Raw genomic sequence first — 23,282 nt, 5'->3', positions numbered from 1 at the left:
AATGCTGTAATTTTATACGCCGATGCTTTTAGCAATAATAGATGCTACAGCGTCAGTTTGCTCAAGCACTAACATATGTCCTGCATTATCAATGTTATGGAACACGGCCTTTGGCAGCACATTTTGAAGTTTATGAATGACTTGGGCTGGGGCTATAGCATCTTGCTGAGCAGTAATAAAAGTCAAAGGGGCGTTGATCTTTGCCAATGCTTTAACGGTACTTTCTCGTGGCGTGGTTGCAAGAGTGTGGTTTAGCAATGTTGTTTTGCCTAAATCTTGTGCCATAGATTTTACAACACCGGCAACGTTTTCATCATTCAAGCGGGAAGGGTGAATAAATCGTGAAAGGTAGGCATCGTTATCGGGCTTGAAGTTACCTTGCTTAAGCATTGTGGTGAGTTGCTTGCGCTTGGCAATTTCTTCTTTCGATAAACCCTCGGGGTTATATCCAATGAGTGTAACTGAAGCAATGTTGGCAGGATTGCGCTGTGCTACCAGCGAAGCAATAAACCCTCCCATGGAATAACCCACAAGATGCACTTTCTCGTTTTCAAGAATGCGATCTTCGCTTAACGCCAGCATCTCTTCTTTAGACGCTGCCCATTGAAGTGGTACGTAACGACGCTGGGCACTACTAAGCGTGCGCCAAAGCGGGAGAAAAATGCGCTCGTCACAAAGCGTACCGGGGAAAAACAAAACGGGGTGCTGCACAGACACGTGTGCTCCTTAACAATAAACTGGCTAGTTACATGCTACCATAGCGCGCTTTTTAATGAATGGTCGCTACACGATAAGCGAGCAAGCGGTAACCACTACCAAACATAGACGAATATGACAGAACAACAATACACAGGTAGCTTTGCTGAACGAGTACTTGCATGGTTCGACAAACATGGTCGCAAGCATTTGCCATGGCAGCAAGACGTTACGCCTTATAAAGTGTGGGTGTCGGAGATAATGCTTCAACAAACCCAAGTCACTACGGTCATTCCTTACTTCGCACGGTTTATGGCGTCTTTTCCTACCGTGCACGACTTGGCGAAGGCATCCCAAGACGACGTGCTTCATCATTGGACAGGCCTTGGCTACTACGCACGAGCAAGAAACTTGCACAAAGCTGCAATAACGCTGGTAAACAAGTACGGCGGAGAGTTTCCCAATAGTCTTGACGAAGTTATGGACTTACCCGGTATTGGGCGCTCAACTGCTGGGGCAATATTGTCGCTGTCTCGCAATATGCGTTTTCCCATTTTAGATGGGAATGTGAAACGCGTACTGGCACGCTACTATGCAATTGGCGGTTGGCCGGGTCAGAAGAAAGTAGAAAACCAGCTTTGGGAAGTGGCCGAAAAAAATACCCCTACCAACCCAGAAGGCGGGCGCTGTGCTAACTATACACAGGTGATGATGGATTTGGGCGCCATAATTTGCACGCGGAGCAAACCAAAATGTGACGAGTGCCCTCTTCAGGCCGACTGCATTGCCTACGCCCAAGGCGCGCAAACCGATTACCCGGGTAAAAAACCGAAAAAAACGCTGCCCGAGAAATCGACCTTTATGATGGTGGCACAGTTTACTAGCCAAGTTTACTTAGAGCAGCGCCCATCAACAGGTTTATGGGGCGGCTTATACGGGTTTGTTGAAGTGCCTTCAATAGAAGAGGGAATTGAGCAGCTAAATAAACGAGGTATACATGTTGAGGAAACTCGAGTGCTTGAAGGGTTTCGTCATACGTTTAGTCACTTTCATTTAGATATCACCCCGGTAGTGGCCGTGGTAAACTCTGCTCCAACAAAGCGCGTAGCCGACACGGCATTTCGCTGGTTTTCGTTGAACGAGCCTATTGAAGTTGGTTTAGCGGCACCTACAACCAAGATTATTCAGCAGTTAATAAGCTAGGCGTAAATAGCGTAAGCTAATATTAGCGGCTAAGCAGATAGCGAACGAAAGGAAAGAACATGGCAAGAACGGTATTTTGTCGCAAGCTTCAAAAAGAAGCAGACGGCTTAGATTTCCAACTTTACCCGGGTGAACTGGGTAAGCGTATTTTTGACAACATCTCTAAAGAAGCATGGGCCGAATGGCAAAAGAAGCAAACCATGTTAATTAATGAACATAAGTTGAATATGATGGAACCGAATGCCCGCGCATTTTTAGAAGAAAAAATGTCGGCGTACTTGTTTGACGACGTAGAGCCTACGATTGAAGGCTATGTTCCGCCTGAAAAATAAGCAAAAAAGCGTTTTTTGAGCAAACAATGTGCAAACAGTAATAAAAGCGCAAAAAAAGCGAGAAAAACGGTTGACTTGTGAAGGCGAAAACCGTTTAATACGCACCCACAGCAGGACAGGCAGCAACGCCTAGAACGCTAACAAGTTTCAGCCTCGATAGCTCAGTTGGTAGAGCAGCGGATTGAAAATCCGCGTGTCCCTGGTTCGATCCCGGGTCGAGGCACCATCATTGAAGCCTGATAGTTTATTGAAAACTATCAGGTTTTTCCATTTCTGGGCCTTGTCTTTTTTAAGCAACAGGCCATTGATTGTCACAAAGTGTGACGATTTTTTGTCACAACCTGACTGTGTGACAAAGGTATCATTTTTTTCTTTTACAATATTGTTTGCTTGCTGTGACAAATAACTCAGCGATGGATGTGTGTATCGCTGAACCATCTCTAGTGTTTTCCAGCCCCCTAATTCTTTAATAGCTAATAGGTCAGTGCCACTCTCCGCATGGCGTGATGCCCAATTATGACGTAAGTCGTGAAAACGCAGCCCATCTAGACCAGCAGCTTTTGTCGTCCTAGCCCATATTCTTCTATTTAAGTCTTTAATACGCGAATTATCATAATTGAGAAAAACAAATACGGAATTTTTCGAATTATGCAAAGAACTCAGTAGTTCGAAAACTATATTGTTCATCGGTATAATGACTGAAGAGCCACTTTTGTGTGAATCTGCATCTACTCGTATTGTTTTCTTCATTAAGTCTACATGAGACCATTTTAAACCCGTAATGTTTGATGAGCGAAATCCGGTTACTAAGGCAAATATGATTATGGGTTGCAGATAGGCTGGGGCACAATCAATAAGGCGAGCGGAATCTTTCTCAGTAAGCTTGTAGAAGCTTTTTTCTCGTTCTTTGTGGTTTTTTAGATGGGGGACGCGATCAATCCACTCAAGCTCTTTATGAATGAAATTTAAAAAGCTTTTGATCTCTGCGAGGTATCTATTCTTCGTTGCTAACGTGACGGCGGTCTTCTTCACTAACGTCGTCAGAATAAGCTTAGAATTAATTTCGGTTAATGGAATATTTGCTAGATATTGAGACCACCAAGCTAGCTTTTTCCTCTTTTCATCAATGGTCTTGTTTGTTTGTCTGGATTCTAGATAAAGTGTTAATGCTTCATTCCATGAGCCAACCTCTTGAGAGTTACGCATCAGTATAGCTAACGTTTCATCGCGAAGGCGGTGTTCAAAGTGCTCTGCACGGCTTTTCACAGTTTCCTTGGTGCTGCAATGAACTCGTTTAACCTTGTCAGCAAATGAAACCTGAAACTTCGTAAACCAGAATTTGGAATTACTCTTTTTATAAACCATCAATATTGCTCCTCTAAAAATAAAAACATTAATGATTTAAAAGCTAAATAATAGAACTAGTTCGCTGCCGCCTTTTCATTTACGTTCAGCGCACCTTGAGTTATGTCTAGGTGTCCATAAACTGTAGCGACCATTTTAGTGCTCGCTAAGCCAAAAAGCTGCTGAATATCTTCAAATGTTCCGCCCTCAAGTAGAATCTGATACGCTCGATTGTGACGGAAGTGATGAAATCTAAAGGTGGTATCAATACCCGCCTTTTCCAAAGCGGCCTCCCATCTCGCCATATCAAACTCAATTGTTGCACCTTGATTATCCAGCGCAAACAAGTTGTCATGCGTAATATTGTTTTTCCTACGATATTCTAACTGGCGCTCTATGGCCTCCCTAAGGGCTTTCGTTACATGAATCGTGATGAGCCTGCTTCCTTTGGCGTGACGAGCAGGGATTTTTATGAAACTGCTGTTCCTTATTGTTAAATCTTCAATATCGCTGAGCTTCATACTGGAAGTACATATATGGTTGAGTGTATTGCTTTTCCTCACCCCAGAATAGAAGGCAAAAGTGAGCAAATTTGCTTCAGTAGCACATCGCGCATATTCGTCGCGGAAGTTAGTAAATTGCTCAGTAGACAATTCAATTAATTCACGTTTACCTGATTGGAAAGAACACACCTTGATGTTTTCGTTTATAAGACGCTTTGCAAATAGTTCGTCATATACAGCTCTTAATTCGATTAAATATTTGTTTCTGGTGCTGTCTTGCTTACCGTTCAAAACAATAGCATCGTTAATTTCTTCGACTAATTCTTGGGAAAAATTTCGGAGATCGGTGGTAGCGAACATATAATTGAAAAACGCAATTTTTCTTGAACGTTGCTCAACTTGTTTAGTAGACGACTTCTTATCACGAACTGCTCTTTTGGCCTTTCGATAAACCTCATTCCACAAATCAAAATTCTGCTCTTGAAAGTGTTCGAGATAAGAGAAGTCGATATCTAGCAGAGTTAACTTTTCTTTCAAACTTGCTGCTGCGAGTTTGACCGCTTCTTTGTGGTCGCTGCTGTTCAGCCTTTCTCGCAAGTTGAACTTATTTTCCCTAAACAAGTTAGCAAGCTCATCTGCACTCCTCAAATCCATTCTCTTCTTTTGAGGATCTTTATTATTTACGTTGACTACGTTCACTTTAAAATATTCGATAAAACTTCTCGCCAAGCAATATTCTTTATCTGACAAAGTCCATTCATCTAAAAGAGGTGAAAGCTGCTCTTTATTACGTGTAAGTAAATGGTTCAAGCGTGACAAAGCGCGTTCATTATTGGTATCAATAAACTGAAATTGCTTTTCAAGTTCTGGTTGAGGAGTAAGTAGTTGAGACACTTCTTTTGATTCAAACGCTACTTCTGAGAACTCCGCTGCTTTATTTGAGTCGTCTATTTTGTTGTGTGAGCTATTATCGGCGCTGGAAATACAATCAACTGGTGAATTCTCAGGTACGTGATAATCACGTTTACTTTCCTGACGATGCCCGAAATCGTCTAGCGATTCACAAAACGAAGATAAGCCTCGCAAGCTAAAGAAGTATTTTTTGAGAGTCTTTGAATATTTATGAGCGATTAAACCATCGTTAGCTAACGCAATGACCTCATGCTCTGAAAGTAAAAGAAACTGGGCAGCATCTTTAACAGTCATCGGGCGAATCGGGCTTGCTGCGATTGTTGTCTTAGGGATTTCTTGTCGAACAGCACCCGCAGCAACACTTGGGTTATACCCAAACGTTTCCGGTTTGTGAGGCTGTTGCGATTGAAACAATGTTGCTACCTAATTCATGATTTGGTAGCAGTGTAATCGATGTAGAATTTACAAAAGCACGTAAATTTTTTGTCTGTAGCTCTAGGCGAAAAAAAAGAGCCAACTTTTCAGTTGGCTCAGTATTGCTACAACTGTTCAATAAAACGTGAAACTGAGCAGTTAAAAAGATAGTGAAAGTGCGCTAGCAAGCCTTTTGTCATCACGTGGTGCGTCACTTCGTCTTGAAAATACTTCAACACGCCAAAATGCATTGTTACGTATACACCCGTCAACGTTTTGGCCTCCTCTGGGAGTGTATCCATAAGGGTATGGCTTATGATGATAAACTCAGTTTGTGATACGTAATTTCGAACATAGTAGATATATGAGTCATTATGTTCGTATAGTGCAATACAGTCTTCGTCATCTGAAAAAAAGTGTGTAGACCTTTCAACCACTTTCAAGTTTGTCATGTCTTATCTCCATCATTTAAGTCTTATAGTGAAATAAGCCACACGGACGGAAATTTTTCGTTTACGCGAACTACTTAGTCATGAAACCCATTAAATTAAGGAATTTTATGACAACCAATAATACTTACCTGTGCTCCGCTGTTATCTCTGACATTTTTGGCTCACTAGCTAACGCGTTTCTCTTGTTTAGAGATGAATTAGACGGTGCGCAGTATAGAAATAACCAACACATCGAAGATTCGATAATGAACGTAGTATTGCAAAATCAGGTGATTACTGACCCTTCGTATCTGCCTCTTATTCGAGAGCTTGTTGGTGTAGTAGTGAGTGAACCTTTGTTATATGCAGAGTGGACAGAGGGCGACTTCGAATTCTTTTCAGAACAAATGAAGTTTGACTTCGACGACATTAGCGAAGATTTTCCCGACTAGGAGCCTAGTTACTTCTGAGTACAAACAGGAGTAACAACATGCAAGACAAAAAATCTAGCATCATCCGAAAATACAAAAGTCAATCAAGATCTCCTTTTGTAGGTGATGATTCAACCATATTGTTTTTAGCGAATTTAGAAATTGAAGATGAGAACTTACGGCTGGATTATCAGCGATATATTTACTTACATCGCAGTGAAACAGGCCAATGGCTGGGGATATCGCTAAGTTCTTCGTTAATTGATGAATTATCTGATGGCAAAGGCAAATATAGGAATCACAGAGAAGCATTAACTGTGTTACTGAGATACCACGAAGAGATTCGTACCTTTCTAAAACACTTTTCGGATGAAATAGAGTCAGTTTTTGGTATTGACGCTGAAACATGGATGATTGCGTGTAAGGCGCGATGGAGAAAGTTGCTCAAATAGACTAATGGCCTCAGGAGAGGCCATTTTTTTGTTTATTGGTAGTGGTCTACGTTTAATGTTCTTTATAGGTTTAATTAGTAGGCTTTAACCTCTATTGACGGGTTGTCAGGTGTGAAGTGTACTATCAGTGAATCACTGATAGTTATTCGCTCTAGGTATGGTTATGATGTTGCTATGGAATCTGTGGCTACTAAGCATGGCGAGTTTCTGGGTAATAACTAGATTACTAGTGTAAATAAAAGCCTTGGAAATTTAGATAAAAAGACATTTTAAAGGGACTTACGAGTGAAATATTCAGAATTTGGTATTACGTTCGATACACATTCACATCATGAGCTTGAAGGAAAACTCACTCAGCAGTTTACTGCCGATTTTGACAACGGTTGTTCGTGGATGGATCGCCTCTATGCCAGTGACGAACCGGATCTGACAGTGATTGGCTATAAAGGCTTTGCTGCCGACCTTGTACTTTTCTTAGAACATATTGCGCCAGATCTTCGCTTCACTATTACGGATGCCAGGTGGGTACAATCCTTAAAAAAGGGACAGAAACTATTTCGTCCAGTCACCAACGTTTCTCCACGTCGCCTCTTCTCTGTACTGATTGGACGCAAGACCACCATAAGCGAGTTGGAAAAGATAACACTGCCTGAAGGCGTACTGTACACTCTTGAAAGAGAACTCCTCTACCATTTCGATTGTTCAAAGTCGAAGAAAGAACAACATTTGTGGCATTGGCTTATTAAGCGCAAGGCTCAGATCCTCGATTTAGCAAAAAACCGTAAGATACACCTCGCGACAGGCGAACTAGACTGCAAAAAATTGTTTTCTCTACTCAAAAAGGAAACACGCTTAGAAGAAGATTTACCTTGTCTCTTTTTATCCTCAATCCCTCTTTCACAGACCAGTAGGCGTTACGGTTTTTATCTGGAACAACTTTTTATACAACGCGAAATCTTACCCTCAACAACATCTTCTGCTAAAGGCATAGCTTTCGAAAACGAAGTAAATATCTTCCTACAAACACTTGGATTCGAGACAGAGACAACACCCACCAGTGGGGACTTCGGTGTTGATCTGATTCTGATCAGTCCCGAAAATGGAAGTCGTACAGCTGTGCAGTGCAAGGATTTCAAAGGTGAGGTAGGCGTGAGCGCCATTCAAGAGGTATTCGCTGGAAAAATGCACTACCAATGTGAGAAAGCAATGGTTATTGGTCGAGATGGATTCGGAAAGGCTGCGCTTTCCCTAGCAGAATCAACAGATGTAGTGTGCTCTACACTCACCCAACTGCAAGCTATAGCTAGAGGAAGCCTAACTTTTTAGCAATAACGACATTAAGACAAGCCTTAATCAAGATTGAACTTTAATATATAGTGTGAGCAGTAGATGAGTAGACAAGGAAAGTTGTATGGTATCCACAAGCAATTTTGAGTTTCTTAAAGCACACGGAGTTTGGTTTTATAACCTTGCAGCAATTGCTGAACGCACCCTCTCCTCTGATCCTAATTCAACACTTATCAAAATGCGCCAACTCGGCGAAGCCATTGCCCAGAATATTGCAGCCCGTGTGGGCGTTGAGTATGGCAATGATATCAAGCAAGTAGATTCACTCCGCGATATAGATTACTCACTTAGATTACATGACAACGTTCGAGGCGCTTTTCATACTTCAAGAAAGTTAGGTAATACAGCAACCCACGAGTTTGATAGTAACAGCCACCTCGACGCCCTGAAGTCGATGATGGTAGGCCACGCGCTTTCCACGTGGTTTCACAGCACATTTGGAGGAGACAAGGCCAAAGGCTTTAGAGTTTCCAAGTTTGTGAAACCTGAAGAGCCCCCCACCTACGTAAGTGAAATAGAAGAACTATTTGAACAGCTCAAGATCGAATCTCAATGCACATCAGAACGCATAAAAATTGCTGAAAAGCTTAGCCAAATTGAGCAAGAAGAAGCGCTTGCCAACTATCGAGCTGAAGTTGAGCGTGAAAATAAAGTCAACTTTGACCATTTCAGAGCGCAACCAAAAGAGCAAAAGGCTGCTGAGCTTCAACGCATTGAAAAATCTCACTTTGAAATGGATGAGGCGGAGATTAGTGAAAAGCAATATAACGCTTCCAAAGTAAGATTAGAGAAACTTACTCAATCGATACTGTCGAAATCCTTTCACGATGATTTAGTGAGTTAACTTTTATGACATACACCTTTACCAACACAGAACGCAATAATCTCAAGGCTTCAGTTTTTGAAACTAAATCGCTTTTGTATTTGGCTACAAAGAGTAAAAAGTATAAAGACATTACAGTATTCACTGTAGATTGCTTTAACGATGTAGGGGGGATGTCTGATAAGGAAAGTATCTGGGATGTCCAAGCCAAAGGTGAAAAAAGCTTAACTCCAAGAAAAATTGGGCGTTATCTGATCACCTTATACAAAAATTATGTTTCTGTATTTAGCCCATTCTTTCAAGAGTTTATATTTTTTATGCCACCGCTGGGTGAGCAGTATTTGAATAACTCAACTCTTTCCTGTTATGAAATTGATAACTTTAAAGAGGCGCAGCGGTTCAAAGTAATTGAAGGTCTTAAAAGTGCCGCAAACCTAGAAGAAGATATAGATTTATCAGGGTTTCTGGCAAAGGTTTTATTTGTTGAAGATAGAACAGATGAATGCACTTACGTAAAAAGAATAATGCAATTTAAATCTTTAAAATTGAATAGCGACAGCTTTTATTCCGCAATCTTTAAAGAAATCCGAGACAAACAAACAAGCCTAAAAAACTCTGATATCGAAAATACTAGAATTACACGTCCTAATGAGGTTCTTCAACTAGACAGACACCTTACAAGCGAGAAGCTCCAAGTATTCGTCTTAAACCGCCTGATCGGTGGAGATGTTTTTTCGAGAGGAAATTATTTACCAAGCAGTTACGCAATATTCACACGGAGTCTTGACGAAGAAGAAATCGAAGATCACATATTTGAACAGAATGCTGCGCTAAGTAGAGCATTTTTCGACAAAAACAACCAAAAAAACTTCTGGCGCTTGTTCGCAGCTATTTTTAAAGAATTTGACGGTGATTCATCTAAAAAAGTACACCAAGTCATAGAGTCAATTGATGAAAAGCTTATCGAGCGCACTGCGCATATTGATATGGATGCTACTAGGTTCCTCGTAGCTATGATTAGGGATGGATTATTAAGTGATAATTAGAAAGTTTGCTTTTGGAAATAGTGAAGCTGCCTTCGTTGAAAAGCGTTTTGACGCTGAAGTTAATATTATTTTTAGTGATGACAACAACAAGGGCAAGACCCTTGTATTACAGGGGATAATGTTTGCACTGGGAAACGAACCCATCTTTCCAGCTGGCTTCAAAAATTCAGAACATTACTTTTTCCTAGAGTTTGATGTCGAAGGTAGAACGTTCAAAGTGCTCAGAAAACATACGACATTTTCGATTTTAGTTAACAAGCAGCTACACATTCTGGAGTCAGTTTCTGAATTTAAATATTTTTTTAATCAACACATATTTAAACTCCCTGAAATTATCCACAAAGGCTTACCAAAGCTCGTTGATTTGAGCCTCTTTTTGCAGCTTTTCTTCGTTGGTCAAGACAAGCGAGATACTTCGAGCATATTCAATAGCGGGTTTTACACTAAGTCCGATTTTGTCGAGATGTTGTTCGCTTTAAAAGGGTTATCTGGTACTGAGCTGTCGAACGAACAGCTAAAGCAGTTAAAAGATGAGTTGAAACAACTTAGAGCAATTGAAAGTAAGCTCGGCAAAGAGATTGACCGCTTCAATATCAGTAAAGCCGTTTTGGAAAATGTGAAGTCTTCCGCAAGTTATAGTGCGTTTAAAGAGCAAGAACAACGTTTAAAAATGTTGAACGAACAGTTAGTAGCTTTACGAAAACAATTGTATTCAGAAAATACGCGCCTAAACCACCACTTAAACTTGCAAGCAGAGTTGAACTCATTAAATAGAGCGATTTCAATAGGTAAAGTATCTTGTGACGACTGCGGTAGTGAAAATATTTCCTACAAATCTAAAGAAGTAACTTTTGATATCAGTAACAAAGAAGTTAGACATTCAATTCTGGATTCTTTAGACAATAAAATTAAAACAAAAAAAGAACTATTGTCGCGTATTAACTACGAAATGTCGGTTGTTCAAGAGCGGCTCAACAATGAACTATCACAGGTCACCCCTGACCTGAGAGATGTCATATTGTTTACAGACGAGTTAAAAAATACAGGTAGTTTGGACAAAGAACGCCAAGACAAGCAACGTGAAATTGATTTATTAACTCAAAAAATCCAAGCGTCCAGCAGCAAACAAGAAGGGCTTTCAGTTAAACAGAAACAATTGATCTCAACCATTGTTGAAACGATGAATGCCATCTACAAAGTTGTTGATGAGTCAGGAGTGCAAGTATTTACAGATTTGTTTACTAAGAAATCAGTAAATTACTCAGGAAGTGAAGAGCAAGAGTTTTATTTTGCTAAGCTCTATGCCTTTTACGCTGTTTTTAAACATAAATTTCCAATCATCATTGATTCGTTTAGGGATAGGGAATTGTCAAGTTTGAAAGAACAGAAGATGATTGAAGTTTTCGAGGCTCTCGATAATCAAGTCATTGTTACTGCTACCTTGAAGAAGGAGGAATATAGCAATGATAAATATGAGACATATGGTTCAATTAACGCATTAGATTATAGTTCTCACATAGATAGTCGAATTTTAACAAGCTCTTATCTTCCTGAGTTTTTGACAATTTGTGACGAATTTGGAGTTAAACACTCGTGACTATAATTATGTTTTATCCATATCGAGATTAATGACATAGTTCTGAAAAACGAACTTTTATATTTCCCTAGGCTAGACGCTATTGAATAATGAAGCCTAAATCATACTGACGAGGAATGCTCACGACCACTTCGCTAAATGCTATCACCAGCCGTCCTAGCGGCTGGGTCAATGATTGGAAGCCCACATTAGGAAATCCAGCAGTTGCTGTAAATCACTTGGCGTGAGATTAACTGTGTAGAAGAGCCAGGGCTAGGCACTTTGGTTTGGTTATAGTCACGAATGCGCTGGTTATAATCATGGTTGATACTAGCAGAGCTAAAAAATAGAAAGCAGGCGTTTTAATGCCTGCTTTTTTCTTTTGTGCAAAAAGTTTCCCTCTGACGAGCTTAGATATCTTTAGGACTAACTAAGGATATCAACATGAAGATTACAAAAGAGATAGCGTTTAACACACTTATTAAATTCTCAAAAAATAGCATGTCGTTAGGGTATATATTTCTCGCGTTTGCACTGTTTCCATTTTGGCATGAGATAGTCGCTGTATTGCTAGATTGGAAGCCTGTTGCTGAAGCAGATTTTGAGTTAAATGAGTATTTTTACTACAACTGGGTGTGTATTGCTGCGTCGTTATTTTTCGCACTGTCAGCAGTTATTGTTCTGCGGTTTATGACAGACGAATAAAGCGACTTTTTACTAACGGGCATTCTATGCCCGTTTTCTTGTTCTTCGAAAATTCTCATCTACCGCTCCTAGTTCTTTATGCAAGTCATAAACAATTACGGAGGACAAATGGCTAAGCAACAACTCGTCATCATGGCATTAGACATGATGACTAAATTATTAATGAGTATTGGAGACGTACTTTTTGTGGTGTGGATAGTTCAGGTGGTTACTCGATTTGAGTCACACAGCTCCTATCCTTTCGTGGGTACAAAAGGGGCGCTTTATATACTTCTGATATATCTGTTCGCTCTTGCGATATACCTTCAAGAGGTACGGCTTCGTAAAAAGTATTATTAGAAAATATTGAGAGCACCGCTAGGTGCTCTTTTTCTTCCGACAATAGTTTATCGATAAAATGTCTGTTCTATTGGGTCAATAAACTTTGTTCTATAGATGATTTTTTCTTGGAGTTTTTTGGCATCAGTTTCACTTAGCAGAGGCTGTTTCGTTTTACGATCATAACGATGAGGCATTTCCTCAAACAGTTGTTTGTGAAAGCGTTGTGTGTCGCTATTAATCTTTTGAGAGCAGGGTATAATGAACACTTTATCGTAAAGCTTATTTTCCCCTAACGTTGCATCATGCAATTTCAGTAACGTCTTTTCGTGTTGCGCTTTGCGTTTAAATGACGCTTCTAGTTCAACAGCTGCAATCTCGCCATTGGCTAGATGTACCAACGCATCGACATTTTTTATGTTTGACGAAGTATGAATTCGCTTAAATTCAGTTTCAGTTAAATAGCCATCCCATAGAGATTTTGGGATGCCATCCTTTGTTTGATTTTGTAATCCTAAGCTTAGTACGAAGCTCATAATAGAGTCGTGCATGATTGCATTTTGATTAACCTGAGTGATTGGCTCTTGTGCGGAGCGGAAAGGGATGTCTATTCGCATCAAGTCTGACGCAAACCTAGCACCTGAATGAGTTAGTACATATATGCGTCCATCTGCTGCCCTGTCTGTTTCTGCAATTGATAGAAGTCCTTCTTTCACTATTCTATTTAGAGACTCTAAAACTTTGTGCCGCTTAATCTGCCATATTGCTTCACATGTAATGGCAGATACAAAACCAAATCTAGCGGCGAGCAGTAACGCTAAATACTTTTTTTGCCGTCCTCGAAGAACGGGGTTCGCACTTTTGTGAAATCTCATATCAAGGTTGAAGTATTTTTGGTGTTCGGTGTCTAGGGAAGGTGTATTAGTGTTTATCATTGTGTTCCTTGTTCATTAATTGAGAAACTACGAAGGAACAGCTAACGCAAAATTTAAGTGTTTAAGGTTCTTTTTCGGGTTTTTAACTGGGAGTTTCTTAAACTCTCAAACACCCACCGCTGTTCCTTGTTTTCAACCCACCAGAAAAAGAGAAGCTCACAACGTTCGTTGTGAGAAAAACGCTTATAGTGCCCGCCGCTGCTGATGTTGACGTTCGTCAACGCAGCGACTCTACGACGCATTCGCGTCTAGCACCAACGCTTGAGGCGCATGTTCCCGTGCTGCGCACTACCCCCCATTTTTCCTCTCATATCTATGTATTTCATACACGGCTATTCGTTGCGCTAGCGTTGCTTGCTGCAAGGGGTTTGATTCATAGCGCTTTCGCCCTATTCATCAAATTTTGCTAGGGCAAAACAAAATAGGAGGTAGTTCGCAACTGCGAACATGCGCCAGCTTCAAAAGAAAATGTGCTTCGCAATTGTCTTTCTGCGCGAGCTATTGAGTTGTCTCACAACTGCTTTTTTGCACACAAACTTTTAGTTTGGTGCTATCACTTTGCTTTGCAACTAGTAATTCATGCTTTCCAAGCATAATCAGATTTTATTTAAAAAATTTTTTTGAGGGAGAATATTCATGTCGAGTCTGGCTTCTTAAGTAGAGGCCGCAACTTTAAATTAGTAAAACAATGAATAGGAAAAAGGTATGAACTAAAAATGTACCAGGGTTTCAGCAACTGAGAGCTGACTAGTTTTGCGTGGCGGCTAACGCTCTATGAACGAAGACTCGACATCTTAAATTTACAAATGTATTGCAATACCACGCCCATGATGATGGACGTAAAAAGGAAAGGGTTTGTATTAGAGGTATTTTTCATTAACGTAATTTTGTGCTGATTAATAAACAAGAGGACAGCACAATGTCATTACTAAGTTATCAATTATTCGGACACTGCTCAGAAAGCGGTGAAGAGGCTAATACTTCAGCTATCGATGAGAGCGAGTATGATGCGCCTGGAGTTAACGAAGCAAATGGATTACCGCTTTTACCTAGTGGGCTAAAAGGCTGTCCTGGTGTTATAGATATTGAAGGTAATCCACGAGGGACTGATATGTCAGACCACCTAGGTGTGGATATCACGCTCGATATTAGTTCTATAGATACTGATGTGTTCGGTGGATGTGATATTCATTCTGACACCGACTGGATGACAGATACAACGTCTATTGATAATGGTTTTGACGATTTTGGAATTAATGACCTGTCAGGATTTGATGGGGACTGGTAAATGACGGGTTTTCAATTAATTCCTTTATTATCCGACTGAAAATTCTCTAGTATTTGAGTGAAGCACTGGTAACTGGACTGCGATCAAGTGTAAGGTAATTAAACAAAAGATTATTTTGGTAATTCAAAGGAATGTAATCTCCTAAGTACATTAAGTATTAAAATAAGGTTTTAGATTACTAGTTAAAAAAGGATTTCTATAATGTCAGGTAACGGATATATACCAAGTTTCAAAATGTGGTTGTTTTCTATCTTTCTTGCCGCGGGCTTTGGTAGTGGTGCAGTCGATGGCATCAAATATTTGCTAATAGAATATACAAAAAAAGGCGGAAACCTATCCTTTGTTGATTATGGGTGTTGGAATAGAGGTACTACAAAGAAGCCTATTTTTACTTGTGAGTACATTTTCAAAAATACTGGTGATGATACTGTAATTGTCACGGAGTTAAAGATTGGAGATTCAATTCATCGTTCCTTTCACAGTAATCTACCTGGAGGTGTTAGAAAGGTAAATTTTAACTATACCAACTCCAATATTGCTGAAGTTAAACCTAATGAATTACTAGTTGTTGCGAAATCACCACTCCTAAAAGAAGATTGGAATAAAAAAGCCTGCTTACTTTATATGGAAGAAAGCTTAGTGTGTTCTCGTGAGTAACCAATCAAGTGCATAGGTTTGCTCGTGGTATTGGTGAAGTCATGACACTTAGGCTCATGCACTTTACTTTTAGTCTACTGAATATCATCTAATAAATGAATATTATAACCATGAAAAATGTCTTTAACTTCTTGAAAAATGTTCTTATTTTCGACGTTTTCCCCTTTCTGTGTAGGTTGATAGGATGTTGCTTACTAACTATCGCTCTATACGGAGTTGGCTTCCCGCCGAAGTCCGATATTGGTAGTACATCAGCCCTGTTACTTTTTTTATCCTTGTTTTTCATTTTATTACCGTTAGCTAAAAAAATAAGTTTGGGTAAATTGCTCACCTTTGAGCGGGAAATCGGAAAGGTAAAAAATGAAGTTGCAGATTTTAAAGTCGAGACAAGAGATTTTCTAAATGTTTACAGCAACATGGTTACCGCTATATCAAATACTGTTAATCAAACTGTGAACGTCCACCTTCCTGGTAAGGAACAAGTTCAAGAGGCTAAGGAGGAATTGAAATCAACAATTCATCAAGAAAATGGTGACACTAATATCGAAGATGAGTTGCAAGACTATATTAGCCTTTCAGGCAATGATTTAAATTTCGCTCTTGCTCGCCTGAGAATGGATTTAGAGAAGTCGATGCGCATAATTTTGGGGAAAAGAATCCACACATCAGACCCAACAGAAATGAAGTCGAAATTCATGTCTGCTAGACAGTTATTTAAAGAAATTACGACTCTTTACCCTCATTATAAAGGAATGCAAAGCTCATATGACTACATTCTTAAAGTATGTAACGCCGCAATCCATGGTCAGAATGTATCTAGCGGCCATGCCCATGAAGCTCTGTATATGGGGCTGCAAATGTTGAAAGAACTAGATAGTGTGCAAAAGTAGTTGTAAAAATTCCCTCAAAATTTTGCACAATGCTCGTTTTGTACTTTTCCGTTACTAATTATCGCCAAGTATTTTAGTTTCTTAGAAATATGTTAGCCAAAGGATTAAAAATGAAAGCAAGGTTTTTGCCTCCAAAGGGAAACGAACAGGGTAATTTGCTGTGGAGTAAAAGTAAGTTTAGTGATTCGAATTTAAAGATTGAAGCCTCATTAGAGAAGCTGAGAAAAATGGGTTATTGGGCAAGTGCATTCCCTGAAGGCGATGGTGTTACATTCAATTTTGCTGATGAGACCATTACAAAAAATAACAATGAAATATTCGATGATTTTCAGTCGGCTTTTGATTGGGTCGATATCGAACAGGCGCAGTCACAAGATTCCAATGCCGAACTAGCAGAATTAGTGGATGAAGAGGAAACGATTGAGTGCATAGTCATCGTTCCTTTAGATAAAATATTCATTCAACAAAACCTAGTGTTGGGCAAGTATACTTTTTATTGTAAAAAGCAATTGGATGATGAACCCTCTGAAAGGTTAGCTGATTTTGATAGCGAGTACGTCCAGTTTAAAGCCAGCTTAAACTACAGAGACCTCTTAAAGTTAAACAAAAACACTAAGCACGACAACTATGTCATCAATAAATGTTTGTTGCTTGCAGAACATGCAATGGATGTTGTTAGATTCTCTTATAGCTCCTTTTTAACTCGTGAGTACACTCCAAATCCAGCAGGACAAATTGGTGATGGCTTTTATGCGGTTAATATAATTCCATTAGGGAAAACTCATCTTAAGCCACTTGAATTAACTAGAATATCAAAGCCAATATCAGTAAGTAACAACTGGTTAGGGCCTCAAGTAGACAGCTTTTCGGGTCAAGGAATTGACTATCTTTCTCTCATATATAGCAGTGACATTGACAATGAAATGGCGCATGCGGTGATTTCGGCGTTAAGATCTTGTCGGCAATCCTTTTACTCAATAGGTGACGAATCTCAATTTTTAAACTTGGTCTTTGTGCTTGACGGATTAACTGATCCCGAATGGAATGGGTGGAAGCACAGAACTTATATCGCGGCCTTGCTTTCTAACGGTGATCCTTCGTTATTTGGTAAGAAGCTTGAGGAGTATGATGGTCTCTATACAGATGTAAGAAACAAGCTTGTTCACGAGGGGAAGGACTTTTATGAGATGACAGAAGAACCTAGTAGTGCAAGTGAGACCATTTATTTTTATATAAAGAGCATTGTAATTTTAATTGCAGAAAAACCATTAAATACAACCCAAGAAATGAAAAATTACGCTATTTCATTACTTCAAACTCAGAGCTTCAAAGACGAGTATATATCAGTAATTAATAGAGTATCATTGTCTAGAGGTAAAGAGCCTCGCATCCCGCATTGGTAATGAGTGGCAATGCCCTCCAGTAAGGGTCAATGTTTACGGAGGACGGTATGAGGTTTTTTATTCAATTTCTTAGTAACTGCTCATCGTAATCTCTGGATGAAAGTGTGACGATTTTTCGCTTTGTCACAGTATTTTGTCACAGGGAGGCGGCGCTGCAGGCCGCTAAAATCAATAGGTAGCATCATTGCTACAAGGCTTGTAGGGATTGAAAATCCGCGTGTCCCTGGTTCGATCCCGGGTCGAGGCACCATCATTGAAGCCCTTGCAGAAATGCAGGGGCTTTTTTGTTTCCGGTGGTTGGGAAAACACAGGCACACGCTAACGTGCCCCTGCGGCTGCGCCGCGCGTTGCGACCCCGGGTCGAGGCACCATCATTGAAGCCCTTGCAAAAATGCAGGGGCTTTTTTGTTTCCGGCGGTTAGAGAAAAACCGGCGCACGCCAACGTGCCCCTGCGGCTGCGCCGCGCGTTGCGACCCTGGGTCGAGGCACCATCATTGAAGCCAAATATCTCTCTTCGTCTTTTTAAAAGCGCAGTGGCTTTAATACAGACAGTTCATTGGCATCGGCTAATTGCGACAGTGTTACCAATATTACAGATACGACGCAGGGCCTTGGTAATGCCTCTGCAATAGATTCCACGGCTTTAGCTGGTGGCACGCAAGCATGCGACAAAGGTTAAACTGAATTGTTTAACCTTTGTCGCAGAGCAAATCTCTGCGTTCGCCCCTTAATTAACTATGGCCGAAGATGCATCGGCACAGTTAGACTTTGGTAAAGCACAAATTGACGATATCGACAGCCCTCCTGCTACCCCTCGCCCTACGGCAAAAAAGCGTTTCCTCACCATGAATACGCTCAATAGCGTAGGCAATATTCGTTATGTTATCACGTATTATATCGGCACGTTTGGTGCTTTTACATGCAGATAGACGCAAGTAATGCCAAAAGCGCTTGTTTAACTAAAAAAAGATGCATATTCTTGCCAACTTTTCAAAATGAGTACTACGCTTACTGGATATTGTAGGAGCGCGGTTAAATATAACGCTGTTACTTTTTCGCAATAAGGCTGTGTTTTGCTAACAGTAGATACGGCACAAGACTCATGTAATGGGGCAACGGTTAGAGCCTCCAAGCCACATCGATTGGCTGAACGCTATGTGCATCAGAAGTAGGATTTACGGTTAGAGCAAAACCGTGTGTTAATCTCAAGGAGAGCTTTTTTGTCAGTTAATAACTCATCATTAAATCAGCAAAGTACGCTCAAGAGTATACTTGTCATTTCAGGTGTAGGAATTATTGTTGCGTGGGCGCTCTACTTCTTGGTCTCAGCGCTGGCAGGGCTTGTGGTTCTAACGGCGTCAGTTATTGTATGTGCCCTCGTTTTCTCAAAAAGCGCGAGTGAAAGCGAGGTGATTTACCCGGTAGAAAGTAGTGCCGAAATTCCATCATTAAATAGTAATGCAGATATTAAAAAGGCGAGCGAAGGTCTAAAAGTATCGCTGAGTACCTGTGTTACTAACCTTACTGACATTAAGTCTACGCAAGACGACGCCGTAGAAACTCTGTCACACGCATTCAGTAGTTTAAAAGCATTAGTTTCTCAACAAACTGAGTGCATCGAAGACTTGTTAAGTGTTGATGAAGCACACACGCAGTCGTATTCCGATCGTATGCGCAACTTTGCGAAAGAAACCGACAGTACCCTTACACAGTTCATTGGCTCGACTGAGAAAATGTCTTCTTCTACCAAGTTTCTGATGGAACAAGTAGAAACTATTCAACAAGCCATGCCCACGGTTATTGATGCGCTAAGCGGTATTGACGATATTGCTGCTCAAACTAACTTGCTGGCTTTAAATGCTGCCATTGAAGCGGCAAGAGCCGGCGAGGCGGGAAGGGGGTTTGCAGTAGTGGCTGACGAAGTAAGGGCGTTATCAACACGTTCAACACAGTTTAGCGACGTCATTAAAACCCAAGTAGAAAACATACGAAGTTTGGTCGATAAGCTCACAGACACAGCTAAATTGGTGGCCTCGCAAGACATCTCGCAAGTCGTAAACGCGAAAACGCATATAAGTACGCAGCTACAAGAGATTATTAAAAAAGCCGAAGCGGACTTAGTTACCACCAAACAGATTGAGAACATTGGCTCTGAAATTGATAACTCTGTAAATGCAGCCATTCGCGGAATGCAATTTGGCGATATAAACGGCCAGCACATCCAATATACCCAAGACATGGTGAATTTTATTTTAGAGCAGTTGGCAACATTGAACGCTAATAATGTCGATGAATTCTCAAGTGCGTTAACTAAGTATCAAAAAGCACTGGCTGCTAAAGGAAAAAACGACCATAACCCAGTCTCAGCAACGTCTATGGACGCTGGGGAAGTTGAATTGTTCTAGGCTAAAAGAACAGAAAGCAAAATCAGTTATGGCATTCATAGGAGAAGTAAGTATATGAGCAAGCATGTATTAGTCGTTGACGATTCAGTATCAATTCGTCAAATGGTAGAGATGACGCTAAAGGGCGCGGGCTATACCGTAACGACTGCTCAAGATGGTCAAGAAGCGTTAGACAAATGCAAAAGCCAGAATTTCAATTTTGTTCTAACCGACCAGAACATGCCACGTATGGATGGCCTAACACTTATTAAAAACCTCAGAGGATTAAGTGCTTATAGCAGAACACCAGTGGTTATGCTTACCACAGAGGCCGGCGACGACATGAAAGCAAAAGGCAAAGCTGCTGGTGCAACGGGCTGGATGGTTAAGCCCTTCGACCCAAATAAATTGCTTGATGTAGCAAAGCGAGTACTGGGCTAAAACTGCCCAGCAATCTTAAAATCTGGAAGGATTCGGAATGAGCATTGATATCGAACAATTTCATAGCGTGTTTTTTGACGAGAGCGATGAGCATCTCGACAATATGGAACAGCTATTGATGAGCTTGGACGTCGAATCACCAGATCCAGAAGAACTAAATAGTATATTCCGCGCCGCGCACTCCATTAAAGGGGGGAGCGGAATATTTGGATTTGATGCGTTAATGAATTTAACGCATGTTATGGAAAACTTGCTCGATAAAGCACGTAATAACGAGCTTAACGTAACGGCCGATATTGTAAACGTGCTGTTGGAAACCTTAGATGTTTTAAAAGACACGCTAAACGCCTACCGCGAAGACTCCCCCTTACCAGAAGACAGTATTGCCGAGCGCATTAGAATTCTTAACTTGGCAATAAATGGTCAAGTTGCGAACGCTGTCGGTCAACATCACAAAGAATCGCCGGACACTGTCACGGAACATAATAGCGAAAGTGCACAGGATGAAAGTTTTGGCTTCTTTGATGATGAGAGCGGTGATACTGCTAAGGCATCAGACGAAGGCTTTGGCTTCTTTGATGACGAACCCGCTAAAAGTAAAACTAGCGACGACGATAGCTTCGGCTTTTTCGACGATGAGTCCAGTGACACTTCCGCGCAAACTGATGATGGCTTTGGTTTCTTTGACGATGACAAGGCTGCTCACTCTGCGCCAAAGGTAGAAGAAGATGATGGTTTTGGCTTTTTTGACGATGTCCCATCTGCTGCCCATATCAATACTGTTGTGCACAGTGCTGATAGTAAAGGGCCAGAAGGCGCTAATGTTTCAATAAGTTCAACGAACGCGCCGGACAACGAAAAACACACATCGACGAATGCCGAAAACGAGGCATCATTGCCAACATCGGTTAAAGCGCCAGCAAAGCCTTTGGCTAAGAAAAATACGGCCCGAGAGGCATCCTCTATTCGGGTAGATACTACCAAAATCGATGACATGGTTAATTTAGTTGGCGAGCTTGTTATTACTCAGTCCATGCTGTCTATGATAGGGCAAGACGTAGAAGGGCAAGTGGGTGAGCGTCTTCAGCTTGCCATCGACGAGCTACAGCGCAATACGCGAGAAATTCAAGAGTCGGTCATGTCTATGCGAATGCTACCGCTAACGGCAACGTTTAATCGTTTCCCACGTTTGGTAAGAGATTTAGCAGGCAAGTTAGGGAAGCAAGTTGAACTTGTTCTTCAGGGCGGCAGCACTGAAATTGATAAAAGCTTGATTGAAAAAATCGTCGACCCGCTCACGCATTTGATTCGCAACAGCGTTGATCATGGTATTGAAATGCCTGAGAAACGTGCAGCGGCAGGGAAGCCTGAAAAAGGTACGGTTATCTTAAATGCTGAGCAGAAGGGCGGCAGTATTATCATAAGCATTATTGATGATGGTGGTGGCCTGAACCGCAACAAAATTTTAGAGAAAGCGCGAAGCAACGGGCTTGTCGTATCAGACGACATGCCAGACTCAGACGTGTGGCAGCTAATCTTTCAACCTGGGTTCTCTACTGCTGAAGCCATTACCGACGTGTCGGGGCGCGGCGTAGGAATGGATGTTGTGCGACGCAACATCGAGACAATTGGCGGGCGTATCGATATTGAATCCAGCGCAGGTGAAGGCTCGGCTTTCTTTATTCATTTGCCGCTTACACTCGCAATAGTTGATGGCATGTGTGTATCGGTGGGCGAGCAAATATTCGTTATCCCACTTCTCAATATTGTTGAATCTTTCCAGCCCACGAAGCAGCAGCTCAAAACCTTAGGCAACGACACCGTACTTTATATACGCGATCAATACTGGCCCCTTGTGCCCTTGTACGATTTTATGGAAGTGGAAGATGCCGCGCAATCACCCACAGAGGGCATAGTGGTTTTGCTTGAAAGCAGTAAAAAGCGGTTTGGTATTTTGGTTGACGCATTGGTAGGACAGCAGCAGGTAGTGATTAAAAGTTTAGAAGAACACTACCGTAAAGTAGCAGGCATTGCGGGAGCAACCATTATGGGCGACGGCAAAGTTGCGCTTATTATCGACGCAGACTCCATTGCTACTACGTATACCTCAAGTCAAATAGAGGAGTTACTTTCATGAATGAAACTGCGTTGCATCAAACGGTTTCAGGTGGACAAGACAAAGAATACTTAAGTTTTGTGCTTGGCGACGAACACTACGCTTTGGACATCACAACGGTTAAAGAGATAAGAGGTTACGAACAGGTCACTAAAATTGCGAATGCGCCTGCTTTCATAAAAGGCGTCATTAATTTGCGTGGTGACATTGTGCCTATTGTGGACTTGCGCATTAAGTTTAATGTGGGCGAGGCCACGTACAACGACTTCACAATAGTGATAATGCTGAATATTCAAGAGCGCATTGTTGGCATCGTAGTAGACGGTGTTTCCGATGTTATTCGCTTGTCTGAAAAGCAAGTGCTTCCGCCACCAGAGTTTGGCGTAGCTTTTGACAGCAGGTATCTGCACGGCCTGGCTGATGTAGATGAAAATATGGTCATTCTGGTGAACATAGAAAGTTTAATTACCAGCGATGAGCTGGGTTTAGTTGCCCCTGAAAGCGTACGAGAAAACGCGTAGTTTCAAGGTCCTTCACTAAACGGAAACACCTGACATTGGGAAATATTAGTTATGGGCGTATTCAATTTTCTTAAAGGCGAAGAACTCAAAATAGCAAAGCATGATGCGCTATT

Annotated in this window: 23 protein-coding genes, 1 tRNA gene and 1 pseudogene; 20 read left to right on the top strand and 5 right to left on the bottom strand. The window is 41.1% G+C overall.

All coding sequences use genetic code 11. The features are described from left to right. Positions 1-12: 12 nt before the first annotated feature. Positions 13-717, bottom strand: a complete 705-nt coding sequence (locus ACHUFN_RS15670; RefSeq protein ID WP_394223374.1) for an alpha/beta fold hydrolase — start codon at positions 715-717, stop codon at positions 13-15. A 114-nt stretch (positions 718-831) separates the two neighbouring features. Here ACHUFN_RS15670 and mutY point away from each other — a divergent pair, with 114 nt between their 5' ends. The 3 genes from mutY (at position 832) to ACHUFN_RS15655 (ending at position 2,457) form a co-directional block, all read left to right on the top strand. Beyond that, a complete protein-coding gene (mutY, locus tag ACHUFN_RS15665; RefSeq protein WP_394223373.1) occupies positions 832-1,899 on the top strand; it encodes an A/G-specific adenine glycosylase in 1,068 nt (355 codons plus the stop codon). A 59-nt stretch (positions 1,900-1,958) separates the two neighbouring features. Next, positions 1,959-2,231: an oxidative damage protection protein gene (locus tag ACHUFN_RS15660; protein ID WP_071816741.1), complete on the top strand. Its 273-nt coding sequence runs from the start codon at positions 1,959-1,961 to the stop codon at positions 2,229-2,231. Between the two features lie 150 nt (positions 2,232-2,381). Continuing rightward, positions 2,382-2,457 (top strand) — tRNA-Phe (locus ACHUFN_RS15655). A gap of 200 nt (positions 2,458-2,657) precedes the next feature. Here ACHUFN_RS15655 and ACHUFN_RS15650 read toward each other — a convergent pair. The 3 genes and pseudogenes from ACHUFN_RS15650 to ACHUFN_RS15640 form a co-directional block, all read right to left on the bottom strand. Then, positions 2,658-3,437: pseudogene (locus tag ACHUFN_RS15650) on the bottom strand (tyrosine-type recombinase/integrase); the annotation flags it as partial. A gap of 215 nt (positions 3,438-3,652) precedes the next feature. Beyond that, positions 3,653-5,404, bottom strand: a complete 1,752-nt coding sequence (locus tag ACHUFN_RS15645) for a tyrosine-type recombinase/integrase (protein WP_394223372.1) — start codon at positions 5,402-5,404, stop codon at positions 3,653-3,655. 125 nt (positions 5,405-5,529) lie between these two features. Continuing rightward, on the bottom strand, positions 5,530-5,856 hold the full coding sequence (locus ACHUFN_RS15640) for a hypothetical protein (RefSeq protein WP_394223371.1): 327 nt from the start codon (positions 5,854-5,856) through the stop codon (positions 5,530-5,532). 107 nt (positions 5,857-5,963) lie between these two features. Here ACHUFN_RS15640 and ACHUFN_RS15635 point away from each other — a divergent pair, with 107 nt between their 5' ends. The 8 genes from ACHUFN_RS15635 to ACHUFN_RS15600 all read left to right on the top strand — a co-directional run bounded on the left by ACHUFN_RS15635 (position 5,964) and on the right by ACHUFN_RS15600 (position 12,554). Beyond that, positions 5,964-6,287 carry a hypothetical protein gene (locus ACHUFN_RS15635; RefSeq protein WP_394223369.1) on the top strand — a complete coding sequence of 108 codons (324 nt, stop codon included), beginning with the start codon at positions 5,964-5,966 and terminating at the stop codon, positions 6,285-6,287. A 38-nt stretch (positions 6,288-6,325) separates the two neighbouring features. Then, positions 6,326-6,718 (top strand): hypothetical protein, encoded by a 393-nt coding sequence (locus ACHUFN_RS15630; protein WP_394223368.1) that lies wholly within the window; start codon positions 6,326-6,328, stop codon positions 6,716-6,718. A gap of 285 nt (positions 6,719-7,003) precedes the next feature. Beyond that, positions 7,004-8,044, top strand: a complete 1,041-nt coding sequence (locus ACHUFN_RS15625; RefSeq protein ID WP_394223367.1) for a restriction endonuclease — start codon at positions 7,004-7,006, stop codon at positions 8,042-8,044. A gap of 85 nt (positions 8,045-8,129) precedes the next feature. Then, complete coding sequence (locus tag ACHUFN_RS15620; RefSeq protein ID WP_394223366.1) at positions 8,130-8,909, top strand: hypothetical protein; 780 nt, start codon at positions 8,130-8,132, stop codon at positions 8,907-8,909. Positions 8,910-8,914: 5 nt separating this feature from the next. After that, positions 8,915-9,934, top strand: coding sequence for a hypothetical protein (locus tag ACHUFN_RS15615; RefSeq protein ID WP_394223365.1), 1,020 nt, complete (start codon positions 8,915-8,917; stop codon positions 9,932-9,934). Then, positions 9,924-11,531, top strand: a complete 1,608-nt coding sequence (locus ACHUFN_RS15610; RefSeq protein ID WP_394223363.1) for a hypothetical protein — start codon at positions 9,924-9,926, stop codon at positions 11,529-11,531. Before ACHUFN_RS15615 ends, ACHUFN_RS15610 begins: the two co-directional genes overlap by 11 nt. A gap of 423 nt (positions 11,532-11,954) precedes the next feature. Beyond that, positions 11,955-12,215, top strand: coding sequence for a hypothetical protein (locus tag ACHUFN_RS15605; RefSeq protein WP_269918772.1), 261 nt, complete (start codon positions 11,955-11,957; stop codon positions 12,213-12,215). A 108-nt stretch (positions 12,216-12,323) separates the two neighbouring features. Then, positions 12,324-12,554, top strand: a complete 231-nt coding sequence (locus ACHUFN_RS15600; protein WP_394223362.1) for a hypothetical protein — start codon at positions 12,324-12,326, stop codon at positions 12,552-12,554. Between the two features lie 47 nt (positions 12,555-12,601). On the opposite strand, the gene ACHUFN_RS15595 is transcribed toward ACHUFN_RS15600, so the two are convergent. Next, complete coding sequence (locus ACHUFN_RS15595; protein ID WP_394223361.1) at positions 12,602-13,468, bottom strand: hypothetical protein; 867 nt, start codon at positions 13,466-13,468, stop codon at positions 12,602-12,604. A 919-nt stretch (positions 13,469-14,387) separates the two neighbouring features. Here ACHUFN_RS15595 and ACHUFN_RS15590 point away from each other — a divergent pair. The 9 genes from ACHUFN_RS15590 (at position 14,388) to ACHUFN_RS15550 (ending at position 23,169) form a co-directional block, all read left to right on the top strand. Further along, positions 14,388-14,756, top strand: coding sequence for a hypothetical protein (locus tag ACHUFN_RS15590; protein WP_394223360.1), 369 nt, complete (start codon positions 14,388-14,390; stop codon positions 14,754-14,756). A 201-nt stretch (positions 14,757-14,957) separates the two neighbouring features. Then, entirely contained in the window at positions 14,958-15,413 is a 456-nt protein-coding gene (locus ACHUFN_RS15585) for a hypothetical protein (protein ID WP_394223359.1), read from the top strand. A gap of 110 nt (positions 15,414-15,523) precedes the next feature. Next, positions 15,524-16,303: a hypothetical protein gene (locus tag ACHUFN_RS15580; protein ID WP_394223358.1), complete on the top strand. Its 780-nt coding sequence runs from the start codon at positions 15,524-15,526 to the stop codon at positions 16,301-16,303. Positions 16,304-16,413: 110 nt separating this feature from the next. Continuing rightward, complete coding sequence (locus ACHUFN_RS15575; RefSeq protein WP_394223357.1) at positions 16,414-17,706, top strand: hypothetical protein; 1,293 nt, start codon at positions 16,414-16,416, stop codon at positions 17,704-17,706. A 738-nt stretch (positions 17,707-18,444) separates the two neighbouring features. Then, entirely contained in the window at positions 18,445-18,636 is a 192-nt protein-coding gene (locus tag ACHUFN_RS15570) for a hypothetical protein (RefSeq protein WP_394223356.1), read from the top strand. Between the two features lie 291 nt (positions 18,637-18,927). After that, complete coding sequence (locus tag ACHUFN_RS15565) at positions 18,928-20,112, top strand: methyl-accepting chemotaxis protein (protein WP_394223355.1); 1,185 nt, start codon at positions 18,928-18,930, stop codon at positions 20,110-20,112. A 54-nt stretch (positions 20,113-20,166) separates the two neighbouring features. Further along, positions 20,167-20,532 (top strand): response regulator, encoded by a 366-nt coding sequence (locus tag ACHUFN_RS15560; RefSeq protein ID WP_394223354.1) that lies wholly within the window; start codon positions 20,167-20,169, stop codon positions 20,530-20,532. A gap of 37 nt (positions 20,533-20,569) precedes the next feature. Further along, positions 20,570-22,669 carry a chemotaxis protein CheW gene (locus ACHUFN_RS15555; RefSeq protein ID WP_394223353.1) on the top strand — a complete coding sequence of 700 codons (2,100 nt, stop codon included), beginning with the start codon at positions 20,570-20,572 and terminating at the stop codon, positions 22,667-22,669. Further along, positions 22,666-23,169, top strand: coding sequence for a chemotaxis protein CheW (locus ACHUFN_RS15550; RefSeq protein WP_394223352.1), 504 nt, complete (start codon positions 22,666-22,668; stop codon positions 23,167-23,169). Before ACHUFN_RS15555 ends, ACHUFN_RS15550 begins: the two co-directional genes overlap by 4 nt. Positions 23,170-23,282: the final 113 nt, after the last annotated feature.

The sequence above is a fragment of the Alteromonas gracilis genome, from assembly GCF_043642145.1.
GTDB lineage: Bacteria > Pseudomonadota > Gammaproteobacteria > Enterobacterales > Alteromonadaceae > Alteromonas > Alteromonas gracilis_B.
The sequence above is the reverse complement of the archived record's forward strand: the minus strand, read 5'-3'. Positions and strand labels throughout refer to the sequence as shown.